Consider the following 13,151-nt stretch of genomic DNA (forward strand, 5'->3'; position numbering starts at 1 on the left):
GGCTGTCGTGGTCGCCTGCTGCGCTGCCGCGAGCTAATTCTTCGGAAGGCACGTCGAGACTCGGCTTGAGGCACGCCGCGAGGCGTTTCGCGCGCCCAAGCCGATATTCGGCGGGGTGGATCAGGGCGGAGGGGGATTGCCGTCGGTACCGTCGCCGCCGGCGGCGGCGGTACCGGTGCCGACGCCGCCGATACCGCCGATACCGCCGTGGCCGCCGAACGCACCGCCGTTGCCGTCGCCGCCGTCGCCACCGGCGCCACCACCGCCGCCGTGGCCGGTCGTGCCGGTGCCGCCGGGCGTCCCGCCTGCGCCGCCGATGCCACCGTGCCCGCCGTCGCCACCGGTACCGCCGGTGGCACCGCCATTGCCACCGTGCCCGCCGAGGCCGCCGCCGCCGCCGGTGCCGCCGTTGGTGTTGGCCAGCGGATCCCCGGAACCGCCCGCACCACCGGTGCCGCCCGCACCGCCGGTCCCGCCAGCGGCGGCGATCCCCGCGGTGCCGGTGCCCGAACCCGCGGCGCCGGCGTTGCCGGCGTCACCGCCCGCGCCGCCCTGTCCGCCGGTGCCGCCGTCGGTGCCGCTGCCCGTCACGCCGACCCCGCCGGTGCCGCCGGCACCGCCGGAGCCGCCCGCGCCGCCGTTGCCGTTGCTGAGGGAACCGCTACCGCCGTGGCCGCCGTCGGCGCCGCTACCGCCCATGCCACCGGCGGCGCCGGTGCCGTCCACTCCGGCGCCTCCACGGCCGCCGTCGCCGCCGGCGCCGGCGCTGCCACCCGCACCACCGCCTCCGCCGGTGCCGGCGTCCCCGCCGTTGCCACCATGGGCGCCCGCGCCACCCTTGCCACCCGTCGTGGTGCCGGCGCCGCCGATGCCACCGCTGCCGCCGACGGCGCCGGCGCCGGCATGGCTGACCGTCGTGCCGTCGACATCGCCGCCTGCCCCGCCGTTGCCGGCGGCGCCACCCGCCCCGGCATTGCCGCCCGCAGCCGCGGCCCCGGTGCCGGCACCGCCGTCACCGCCCCAGCCGCCCGAACCGCCGTTGCCGCCGTAGCTGCCGTAGCCGCCGGTGGCGGCATTGCCGCCGCCGCCCCCGTCACCGCCGGCGCCACCTGCCCCGCCCGCCCCGCCGCCGGCAACGCCGTCGCCGCCGCCGCCGCCATAGCCGCCATAGCCGCCGTCACCGCCGATGCTGATGCCGCCCACCCCGACGGCGCCGCTCTTGGCGCCATCGCCGGCAGCTCCGCCCGCCCCGCCGGCACCGCCGAGCGCCCCGGCCCCGGTGCCGTTACCGCCGTGACCGCCCGTACCGCCCGAACCGCCGTAGCCGCCGTAGCTCCTGCTTTCGGCGTCACCCCCGGCGGCTCCGCGGACGCCGGCCCCGCCGGCGCCACCCGCGCCTCCGCCGGTGAAGCCCTCACCGCCGTTGCCGCCGTTGCCCCCGCCTCCGCCGCCACCGCCCCAGTTCTCGTCGCCGCCGGTTCCTGCGCTACCGGCGGCGCCGCCGGCGGCGCCGTCGCCACCTTTGCCGCCCATGCCGGCGACACTCTGGCCGCCATCACCACCATTGCCGCCGTAGCCACCGCTGCCAGCCCCGCTAAGGCTGTTCGCGCCGGTGACGTTGCCCCCGCTCGCGCCGGCCCCGGCGACGCCACCGTGCCCGCCGGCGCCGCCCGCGGCACCCGCACCGGTGGCCGTGCCACCAGTACCGCCATTACCGCCGCCGCCGCCCCAGCCACCATAACTGCGGGTTCCAGTGCCGTCGCCACCGCTGGCGCCGTCGACGCCGGCGCCGCCGTCGCCACCCTTGCCGCCACCGGCGAAGCCGGTGCCGCCGGTCCCACCGTTGCCGCCGTAGCCGCCGTCACCACCGACGCTGTACAAGTTGTCGACGCCGGTGCCGTGGTTGCCGGGCGCGCCGCCGACACCGCCGTTACCGCCGTTACCTCCCACGCCTCCGGGGCTAAGACCACCCATCCCGCCGTTGCCGCCGTTCCCGCCGCCGCCGCCGTCGCTCTCGATACCGGCACCCACATTGCCGCCATTGCCGCCGGCACCGCCCGCGCCGCCGTTGCCCGCGTTGCCGCCGGCCGCAGCCCCGTGGGTGGCCGCACCGCCATTGCCGCCTTCACCGCCCTGGCCACCGTAGGCACCCTGGCTGTAGCTTCCGGTGCTCGCGCCGAGCCCGCCGTTACCGCCGGCGCCGCCGACACCCCCGTCGCCGCCGGTGCCACCGCCGGCGAAGCCGCTGCCGCCATTGCCGCCGCGGCCGCCCTGACCGGAATTGAAGCCGCCCCGGCTCCCATCGCCGGTGCCGCCGTCGCCGGAGCGGCCGCCAACACCACCGGTACCGCCGCCACCGCCGAGGCCGGTGATGCCTGTGCCACCATTTCCGCCGGCGCCACCCTGACCGCCGTCACCACCCAGGCCCGCATACGTGCCGCCTATCGCATCGCCGCCGATGCCGCCGCCACCGCCTTGGCCGCCGATGCCGCCATGGCCGCCGTCGACCACGCCGACCCCGCCGCGCCCGGCGTTACCACCGGCGCCGCCATTACCGCCGACGCCGGCGTCGTAGTTGGCTCCCGCACCGCCGTGGCCGCCGGCGCCACCCAACCCGCCGTCGCCGCCGGTGCCGCCGGTGCCGGTGGTGCCGACCCCGCCGATGCCGCCGCTGCCGGCGCCCCCACCTTGACCGCCGGCACCGCCGCCGTGGGCACTGCCCGTGCTGCCGCCGTCACCGCCGGCGCCGCCGCCGCCGCCCTTGCCGCCCGCGCCCGCAGTCGGGCCGGCGCCGCCGGTCCCGGCGTCACCGCCGAGGCCCCCGGTACCGCCCGCGCCACCGGCATAAGGCGAGTCGGCGGCGCCGCCCATGCCGCCCTTGCCGCCGAGGCCACCGTCGCCGCCCTTGCCGGCGACCCCGCCGGTGCCGACCGCGCCGGCGTCGCCGCCGACACCGCCGTCGCCACCGGCACCGCCATGGGCACCGACGCCCCCGTCGTTCGGGTGGCCGGTTTCGTCGCTGCCGACGCCCCCGGCGCCGCCGGAGCCACCGGCCCCGCCGGCACCGCCCCTGCCGGCCACGGCCTGTGCACCGCCGGCGCTGCCGCCGTATCCGCCCGCCCCGCCCCGGCCGGCGTCGCCGCCGTTCGCCGTCGCACCGCCGGCACCGCCGGCACCGCCGACACCACCCACTCCGCCGGCACCGCCCGCCCCGTCGGACCCGCCCATCTGCGCGTGGTTGACCCCGCCGGTCCCGCCCGTGCCGCCGTTTCCGCCATTGCCGCCGTTGCCGCCGGTCACCCCGAAGTTCAGCGCGTGCGAGGTGCCTTGGGCTCCGGCACCGCCGGCGCCGCCGGCGCCACCGGCGCCGGCGACACCGTTCATCGACAGCACCTGCGCGTTGGCCCCGCCGACTCCGCCGTTACCGCCGTTGCCGCCGACTCCCCCGAGCCCGCCGGTTCCGCCGACTCCGCCGTTGCCGCCGCCGATCAGCCCATTGGCCCCGCCGGCGCCACCGTCGCCACCGCGACCGTTCGTCCCGGTCGCGGCCCCGCCCGCGCCGCCGCTGCCGCCATGCCCCCACAGACCCGCCGAGCCTCCGGCCCCGCCCTTGCCGCCGTTGACACCGGTCGTGCCCGACCCGCCGTTACCGCCATTGCCCCACAGCCAACCGCCGTCGCCACCGGCATTGCCCGTGCCCGCGGCCCCATTGGCGCCGTCACCGAACAGCGGGCGCCCCGTCGCCAACTGCACCGGCTTGAACACCGCGAGGCTTTGCAAGGTCTGCCCGATGGTCTGCAGCGGCGAGGCATTGGCCGCCTCTGCGGCCGCATACGCGCCCCCCGCCGAACTCAGCAGCTGCACGAACCGGGCGTGGAATTGCGCCGTCTGGGTCTGCAAAGCCTGATATTCGGCGGCATGGCTGCCGAATAGTCTTGCTATTGCGCCCGATACTTCATCGGCGGCCGCGGGCAGTATTCCCGCCGTCGACGGCAGCGCCGTCGCGGAGGCCGCTCTGATCGCCTCCCCGATCCCGCTCAGGTCCGCCGACGCCGTGGCCAGGGCCTCGGGTGCTGCGTTCAGAAAAGTCGACATTTCAGGCTCCCATCGCTTCATTGCGACAATCAAAAGGAAACCGTTTCGAGCGGCGCCGGGAACTGTACGCGCGTCGCTTCGGCTTCGGAGCGATTTGGCGATTCAATTCGTTTGCGGAGGCGTTTGCCGGGATATCGGTTTCACCGCGCGTGGCCGTGCTCGCTGTGTTGCCGTGCTCGCTGTGTTGCCGTGCTCGCTGTGGTGCCGTGCTCGCTGTGTTGCCGTGCCTGCTGTGTTGCCGTGTCGGCGCGCCCCGAACTTGTCGGAGGCTTCTCCTAGTGTTGCTGCTGTGTTCGTCATCGGAGAGCGGGTCGTCTACAGCGCGTCGGATCTCGCCGCCGCCGCGCGCTGCGAGTACGCCCTGTTGCGGGGGTTCGACGCGAAACTCGGCTGGGGCCCGGCCGTCGCCGTCGAGGACGAATTGCTGCAGCGCACCGCCGATCTCGGTGACGAGCACGAGCGGCGCCGCCTGGACCGGCTGCGCGACGAGTTCGCCGACGGGGTGGCGGTCATCGGGCGCCCGGCGTACACGCTCGCGGGGCTGACGGCCGCGGCCGAGGCCACGCGGCGCGCCATCGCCGGCGGCGCTCCGGTGGTGTACCAGGCCGCGATGTTCGACGGGCGGTTCGTCGGGTTCGCCGACTTCCTGGTCCGCGACGGCGAGCGGTACCGCGTCGTGGACACCAAGCTGGCGCGCTCGGCCAAGGTTCCCGCGTTGCTGCAGCTCGCGGCCTACGCCGACACGCTGGCCGGCGCGGGTGTTGCGGTGGCGCCGGAGGCGGAGCTGGAACTCGGCGACGGGACCGTCACCCGTCATCGCCTGTGTGACCTGATCCCGGTCTACCGAACCCAGCGCGAACGGGTGCAGCGCCTGCTCGACGAGCATTACGCCGCGGGCGCCGCCGTGCGCTGGGACGACGACGGCGTGGGGGCGTGTCTGCGCTGCGAGCTCTGCGAAGAGCAGCTGCGCGCGGCCGACGACCTGTTACTGGTCTCCGGGATGCGGATCAGCCAGCGCGAGAAGCTGATTGACGCGGGGATCGGCACCGTGGCCGGGCTGGCCGGCCACGTGGGTGCGGTGGCCGGCCTGGCCCCGGCCGTGGTGGACAAACTGACCGCGCAGGCGCGGCTGCAGATCCGGCAGCGCGACACCGGCGCCGCGCTGTACGAGATCGTCGACCCGCAACCGCTGACCCTGCTGCCCGAACGCGACCCGGGCGACCTGTTCTTCGACTTCGAGGGCGACCCGCTGTGGACGGCCGACGGGCACGACTGGGGCCTGGAGTATCTGTTCGGGGTGCTGGAGGCCGGCGGCGCGTTCCGCCCGCTGTGGGCGCACGACCGGGTCGACGAGCGCAAGGCGCTGACGGACTTCCTGTCCTTTGTCGCTAAGCGGCGCAGGCGCTATCCCAACATGCACATCTACCACTACGCGCCGTACGAGAAGACGGCGCTGCTGCGGCTGGCCGGGCGCTACGGCGTCGGCGAGGACGCGATCGACGACCTGCTGCGCAACGGCGTGCTGGTCGACCTCTACCCGTTGGTGCGCAAAAGCCTTCGGGTGGGCGCGGAGTCCTACAGCCTCAAGGCCCTGGAACCGCTGTACATGGGCGGCGAGCTGCGCTCCGGGGAGGTCACCACCGCGGCCTCCTCGATCACCGCTTACGGCCGCTACTGCGAGCTGCGCGCCGACGGCCGCGACGACGACGCGGCGGCACTGCTCAAGGAGATCGCCGAGTACAACCACTACGACTGCGTCTCGACCCGCAAGCTGCGCGACTGGCTGGTGCTGCGCGCCTGGGAGGTCGGCGTGACACCCGTTGGCGTGCAACCGGTTCCCGACGGCGGCGCCATCGAGGAGCACGATCAGCTGGCCGCGGCGCTGGCAAAGTTCACCGGCGACGCGGCCGCCGGCGAGCGCACGGCGAGGCAGACCGCGGTGGCCTTGGTGGCCGCGGCGCGGGGCTACCACCGCCGCGAGGACAAGCCGTTCTGGTGGGCGCATTTCGACCGGCTGAACTTCCCGGTCGAGGAATGGGCGGACAACACCGACGTGTTCGTCGCCGACGGGGCCACGGTGGTGCGCGACTGGCACACGCCGCCGCGGGCCCGCAAGCCGCAGCGGCGGGTGCGGCTGCGCGGCGAGCTGGCCCGGGGCGACCTCGCGCGCGACGTGTTCGCGCTTTACGACACCGCCGAGCATCGGGTCGCGGGCAGCGCCACGGTCGTCGAAGTCGACGATCCGAGCGCGCCGACCGAGGTGGTGATCGTCGAGCGAGCGGACAAGGACGGCAACACCTTTGACCGGTTGCCGTTCGCTTTGACGCCGGGTCCGCCGGTGCCGACGGCGGCGTTGCGGGCGTCGATCGAGACGACGGCGTCGGCTGTGGCGGACGGGTTGCCGCGACTCCCTGGCAGCGCGCTGTTCGACGTGCTGCTGCGCGCGGCGCCGCGGGTGCGCGGCGGCGCCGGGCTGCCGCGCTCCGGTGATGCCGTCGCCGACATCACCGCCGCGACGCTGGATTTGGACTCGTCGTACCTGGCGGTGCACGGCCCGCCGGGGACCGGCAAGACGCACACCGCCGCGGCGGCGATCACGCGGCTGGTCACCGAGCACGGCTGGCGCGTGGGCGTGGTGGCGCAATCGCACGCGGCGGTGGAGAACGTGCTGAACGGCGTCATCGACGCCGGCCTGGACGCGGCGCTGGTCGCCAAGAAGTCGTCCGAAGGGAGCGCCGGGCGCTGGCAGCGGATCGACAGCTCGGCGTATCCGGGGTTTGTCGCCGACCACGCCGGCTGCGTGATCGGCGGGACGGCTTGGGATTTCGCCAACGCCAACCGGGTGCCGCCCGGCAGCCTGGATCTGCTGGTGATCGACGAAGCGGGCCAGTTCTGCCTGGCCAACACCATCGCCGTGGCGCCGGCGGCCGCCAACATGCTGCTGCTCGGGGACCCGCAGCAGCTGCCGCAGGTCAGTCAGGGCACACATCCGGAACCCGTCGACACCTCCGCGCTGGACTGGCTGGTCGACGGCGCCCGCACGCTGCCCGACGAGCGCGGCTATTTCCTGGACCTGTCCTACCGGATGCACCCCGCGGTGTGCGCGGCGGTGTCGTCGCTGGCCTACGAGGGTCGGCTGCATTCCCACGACTGCACCGCTGCGCGCCGGCTTCAGGGATGCAAGCCCGGGTTGCACGTCGTTTCCGTTCGCCACCAGGGCAATTCGGTCGACAGCCCCGAGGAGGCCGACGCGATCACGGCCCGGATCGCCGGGCTGCTGGGCAGCCCGTGGACCGACGAGCGCGGCACCCGGCCGTTAGCCCCCGCCGACGTGCTGGTGCTCGCGCCGTACAACGCGCAGGTGGCGCTGCTGCGCCGGCGTCTGGACGCGGCGCGGTTGGGCGGAGTGCGCGTCGGGACGGTGGACAAGTTCCAGGGCGGGCAGGCGCCGGTGGTGTTCGTGTCGATGACGGCGTCGTCGATCGACGAGGTGCCGCGGGGTATCTCGTTCCTGCTTAACAGGAATCGGCTCAACGTGGCGGTCAGCCGGGCTCAGTACGCGGCGATGATCGTGCGCTCGGAAACGCTGACCGAGTACCTGCCCGCCACGCCCGCGGGGCTGGTGGACCTCGGCGCGTTCTTGGCGTTGACGTCGCGTTAGGCCGTCGCGGCGGTCTGGGGCCGTCGCGTGTGAGGCCGCGGGCCGTCGCGTGTGAGGCCGCGAGTGTCGACTTATGCCACGCCTGCGGCGGAGAATCCGTGTAACTCGACCGGGCTGGGGCGGCGGGCCCGCCGCGAATGTCGACTTATGCCACGCCCACAGCCGAAAACCGTGCCACAACCCGACACTCGACCGGGGCGGGGCGACTTATGCCACGCCCGCAACCGAAAACCGTGGCACAACCCGACACTCGACCGGGGCGGGGCGGCGGGCCCGCCACGAATGTCGACTTATGCCACGCCCGCGGCCAAAAACCGTGCCACAACCCGACACTCGACCAGGCTGGGGCGGCGGGCCCGCCACGAATGTCGACTTATGCCACGCCCGCAACCGAAAACCGTGGCACAACCCGACACTCGACCGGGGCGGGGCGGCCGCGCCGGCCCCGCCGCGGCCCCCGGCGGCGGCCCGACCGGGCTTATGGCGGAGGGGGATTGCCGTCGGCACCGTCGACGCCGTTGGCGGGGGTTCCGGAGCCGGTGCCGGCATCGCCGCCGTCGCCGCCGTGGCCGCCGAAGGCCCCGCCGTTGCCGTCGCCGCCGACACCGCCGCCGCCACCATTGCCGCCCTGCCCGACGTGACCGGTACCGCCGAGGGCCCCGCCGTCACCACCGTGGCCGCCGCCACCGCCATTGCCGCCGGGACCGCCGGTGGCACCGCCATTTCCGCCGTGACCGCCGAGGCCGCCGGCGCCGCCCGCGCCGCCGTTGCTGTTGTACATCGGATCGCCGGCACCACCAGCGCCGCCGTCACCCGCAGCACCGCCCGCGCCGCCAATGCCCGCAATGCCCGCGGCGCCGACGCCGGTTCCGGCATCGCCGCCGTTGCCCGCGTCGCCACCGGCACCACCCTTGCCGCCGGCGCCGCCGTCGCTGGCGGCGGCCGAAACCCCGACGCCGCCAGTGCCGCCGGCACCACCGCCGCCGCCGGCACCGCCGAAGCCGTTGGCGGTGCTACCGCTGCCGCCGTGGCCGCCCTGGGCGCCTGCGCCGCCTTTGCCGCCCGCCGCGCCGGTGCCGTCGATGCCGTCACCGCCACCACCACCGGCGCCGCCGGCACCACCGGGGCCGCCGTAACTCTGGCTGGCAGGCCCCGCCGCACCGCCGTCACCGCCCGCGCCGCCCGCACCACCGGCACCGGAGGTAACTGCGCCCTGGCCACCGAAGCCGCCCGAGCCGCCGGCGCCGCCGCTACCGCCGTAGCTGCTACCCGAGGCGCCGACATCGCCTCCGATACCCGCGTCACCGCCCGCGCCGCCGGCACCCCCGTCGCCGGCACTGCTGCCGGAACCGCCGGTACCGCCGGCGCCGCCTTGGCCCCCGGTGCCGCCCTGGCTGAATATCACCGCATCTCCGGCATCGACGCCGTTGCCGGCGCTACCACCGGCGCCACCCTTGCCGCCGCTGACGACCCCGTCGCCGCCCCGGCCGCCGTCACCGCCTTCACCGCCGGAGCCGCCGGAGCTGGCATTGGCGCCCACGCCGGTCCCGCCGCCGTCGCCACCCTTGCCGCCGTCGGCGGCGTTGCCGCCAATCCCTTGCGCGCTGGAACCTCCCCAGCCCCCGTCGCCGGCGCCGCCACCGTTGCCACCCACGCTCGCGGAATTCAAGCCGGTCACGGTACCGCCCGCACCGCCTGCACCACCGTCGGCCCCGGCACCCCCGGCGCCACCCGCGGCCCCGGGATCCGTGGCTGAGCCGCCGGAGCCGCCGTAGCCGCCGTTGCCGCCTCGGCCGCCTTGGCTGTAGGTCGCAGCGCCGGTTCCATCGCCGCCGCTTCCGGCGTGTCCGCCGCCCCCGCCCGCGCCACCGGCTCCGCCGCCGCCGGCCCCGTCACCGCCGCCGCCGCCACTACCACCGGAACCGCCCGAGCCTCCCAAGGACTGACCATTCGCACCGATGGCACCACCGGCACCGCCCGCACCGCCAATGCCGCCCGCGCCGCCATCGCCGCCGACGGCACCGGCGCCGGTGCCTTGGCCGCCGTACCCGCCGTCGCCACCCGACCCGCCGCCACCGGCAGAATTGCTGCCGGCGTTGCCCGTGGTGCTGCCGGCATCGCCGCCTTGGGCGCCGGCGCCACCGTCCCCGCCGTTACCGCCGCCGGCGACGCCGGCCCCACCGGTCCCACCGTCGCCGCCGTAGCCGCCGTAGCCGCCGTAGCTTCTGCCATTCGCGGCGGTCACATCGCCGCCGCCAGATCCGCCGGCACCCGCGCCGCCCGCCCCGCCGTCGCCGCCGAGGGCACCAACACCCGTGCCGGCACCGCCGTCGCCGCCGCGGCCGCCACGGCCCCCGTCGGCGCCGTAGTTGACGCTCGAGCCTGTACCGGACGCGGCGGCCTCACCGCCCGCGCCGCCTGCGCCACCGGCACCGCCACCGGCTCTGCCGTCGCCGCCGGTGCCACCCCAGCCGCCGTTACCGCCGTAGCCGCCGTAGCTGGAATCGCCGCCCGTCCCGGGGATGGCACCGGCACCGCCCGCACCACCGTCGCCGCCCTTTCCGCCGAGGCCGCTGAGGCTCTGGCCACCCTGGCCGCCCTGGCCGCCGTAGCCGCCGTCACCGCCCCAGGTGTAGCCCGCGCCGCTGGCGACGTTTCCGCCGGTACCGCCGTTGCCGCCACCGCCGCCGTTACCGGCGGCGCCACCCGCGGCTCCCGCGCCGGTGCCGGTGCCACCGGCGCCGCCCGTGCCTCCGTCCCCGCCATAGCCGCCGCCGATGGAGTAGCCGGCGCCGTTGATGCCATCGGCGCCGTCGCCGCCCAAGCCGCCGGCGCCGCCGGCCCCTCCGCCCGCGACGCCGTCGCCGCCCAGGCCGCCGTCGCCGCCGCGGCCGGCGGTTCCGCCGTAGCTCCCCGAACTTGCGGTGTCCACCTTGCCGCCGGTGCCGCTGGCGCCACCTAGGCCGCCGGTACCACCCGCCCCGCCGACGGCCCCCGCCCCGGTGCCGGCGCCGCCCGCGCCGCCCGCTCCGCCGAAACCGCCGTTACCGCCCTGGCTTGCCGCACCGTTGGTGGCGCCGTCGCCGCCGTTGCCGCCCGCTCCGCCGACACCGCCGTCGCCGCCCTTGCCGCCACCGGTCATTCCGGCGCCGCCGTTGCCGCCGTCACCGCCCTGGCCGCCGTAGGGGCCGCCGTAGCTGTAGTCGCCGGTGCCGCCGGCACCGGACACGCCGCCGGTGCCGCCCACCCCGCCGTTGCCGCCGTGGCCGGTGATGCCGGTGCCGCCGTCGCCGCCCCCGCCACCGCGACCGCCCAGCCCGCCTATGCCGGCCGCACCGCTACCTACCTGGCCGCCCCCGACGCCGCCCAGGCCGCCCTGGCCGCCGTGTCCGCCCTGGCCGCCGTCGGTGAGCCCGTTGCCGCCCCTGCCGGCGTCGCCGCCGGCCCCGCCCGTTCCGCCCTCGGCTCTGTCGGAGTTGCCGGCGCCCAAGCCACCGCTACCGGCCTGGCCGCCGACGCCGCCGTCACCGCCGGTGCCGCCGACGCCGGCCGTGCTGAAGCCACCATCGCCGCCGCTGCCGGCCTTCCCACCCTGGCCGCCCGCGCCACCTCCGGCGACCGCGCCGCTCGAATTGCCCGCGCCGCCGCTGCCGCCGCCACCGCCGGTGCCGCCCGCGCCGCCGACCGGGCCGATGCCTCCACTGCCCGCGTGGCCGCCCGCGCCGCCCGTGCCGCCGGCGCCGCCGGCGGCGCTCACATCGGCGCTGCCGCCTTTCGCGCCGTCGCCGCCGAGTCCACCGTCGCCTCCCCTGCCGCCGGTCGCGCCGAGGCCGACGGACGCGGCGCCGCCGCCCGCTCCGCCGTTGCCGCCGACGCCGCCGCTACCGCCGGTGCCGCCGTCGACGCCGACGGCGGTCTGGCTGACGCCGCTGCCGCCGTTGCCGCCGTGGCCACCCGTCCCGCCGGCGCCGCCGACGCCCGCGAGACCCAGCGCGTCACCGGCTTTGCCGCCGGTGCCGCCGGCACCGCCGTTACCCGCGTTGCCGCCGGTGGCGCCGGTGCCGGCGAGGGCATTGATCCCGTCGCCCCCGGTCCCGCCCATGCCGCCGGCACCGCCGGCGCCCGAGGTCGCTCCGCTGGTACCGAAAGTGCCTGCGAGGCCGCCTGTTCCGCCGTTTCCGCCGCGGCCGCCGTCGCCGCCGTCGCTGGTCGCGGTGCTACTGCCGCCGGCGCCGCCGGTGCCGCCCTTGCCGCCCGCCCCGCCGTCGCCCACGGCGGCGGCGGCACTCCCGGCGCTTCCGCCGTGGCCGCCCACGCCGCCGCTGCCCGCATTGCCGCCGTTCGCGCCGGCGCCCGCGGCGCCGCCATCGCCGCCGGTGCCGCCCTGACCGCCGTCCCCGCCCGCGCCGCTGCCGCTGGCCGCCGCGCTCAGCGTCGCGTGACTCACACCGCCACCGCCGCCGTTGCCCCCGTGGCCGCCGTCGCCGCCGATACCGCCGGCCACCCCCGCCGAGGCCGCATTGGAGGTGCCCGCGATGCCCGCGCCGCCTTGACCGCCGGCGCCGCCATCACCGCCGACACCGCTCAGCGACAGCCACTGGTTGTTTGCGCCGCCGGCGCCGCCGTCACCGCCGTTGCCGCCCGCGCCGCCGGTGCCGCCCGCTCCGCCGTTGCCGCCGTTGCCGCCGCCGATCAGCCCGTTTCCGCCCCCGGCACCGCCTTGTCCCCCGTGACCGCCGGGATTGGTCGCTGTTCCGCCCTGACCGCCGTTGCCGCCGCGACCCCAAAACGCCGCCGATCCACCCGCGCCGCCTTTGCCGCCGTCGGCCCCCGTCGTTCCAGACCCGCCGTTGCCGCCATTGCCCCACAGCCAGCCGCCGTCGCCGCCGGCCGCACCCGTACCGGCCGCCCCGTTAGCGCCATTGCCGGCTATCGGGCGGCCCGTCAGCAACTTCACCGGCTCGAACACCGCGAGGCTCTGCAACGCATCGCCCAGCGATGCCAACGGCGACGCACCCGCCGCCTCCGCCGCCGCATACGCCGCACCCCCGCCGCTCAACAACCGCACGAACCGCGCATGAAACTGCGCCGACTGCTGCTGCAGCGCCTGATACTCCTGCCCGAAGCCGCCGAACAGGCCTGCTATCGCGTGCGATACCTCGTCCGCGGCCGCCGGTGTTAACGCCGTCGTCGAGGGTCCCGCCACCGCCGACGCCTGCCTGAGCGCCTCCCCGATGCCACTTAAATCCGCCGACGCCGACGCCAAGGCCTCCGGTACCGCGATCAGGAAAGACGACATCTTTTCAGGCTCCAATCCGCTGGGGCGACACCACGAAAGACGCCGTGCATTTCGGCGGCCCAGCAAACTGTACGCCGCGTCATTTAGGTGTGTGAG

The 13,151-nt window shown here is 76.5% G+C and carries 3 protein-coding genes; 1 reads left to right on the plus strand and 2 read right to left on the minus strand.

Translation table 11 applies throughout. From position 1 onward, the window contains the following. Positions 1-120: 120 nt before the first annotated feature. Entirely contained in the window at positions 121-4,095 is a 3,975-nt protein-coding gene (locus tag AC5Y5V_RS12540) for a PE family protein (protein ID WP_499935120.1), read from the minus strand. A 289-nt stretch (positions 4,096-4,384) separates the two neighbouring features. Here AC5Y5V_RS12540 and AC5Y5V_RS12545 point away from each other — a divergent pair, with 289 nt between their 5' ends. Further along, positions 4,385-7,756, plus strand: a complete 3,372-nt coding sequence (locus AC5Y5V_RS12545) for a TM0106 family RecB-like putative nuclease (RefSeq protein ID WP_499935123.1) — start codon at positions 4,385-4,387, stop codon at positions 7,754-7,756. 478 nt (positions 7,757-8,234) lie between these two features. On the opposite strand, the gene AC5Y5V_RS12550 is transcribed toward AC5Y5V_RS12545, so the two are convergent. Continuing rightward, complete coding sequence (locus AC5Y5V_RS12550; RefSeq protein ID WP_499935125.1) at positions 8,235-13,055, minus strand: PE family protein; 4,821 nt, start codon at positions 13,053-13,055, stop codon at positions 8,235-8,237. Positions 13,056-13,151: the final 96 nt, after the last annotated feature.

The sequence above is a fragment of the Mycobacterium sp. NGS68 genome (assembly GCF_059812195.1).

Coding starts and splice junctions, on each gene's coding strand:
- AC5Y5V_RS12540 (WP_499935120.1), bottom strand. CDS start 4,095: ATGTCGACTTTTCTGAACGCAGCACCCGAGGCCCTGGCCACGGCGTCG.
- AC5Y5V_RS12550 (WP_499935125.1), bottom strand. CDS start 13,055: ATGTCGTCTTTCCTGATCGCGGTACCGGAGGCCTTGGCGTCGGCGTCG.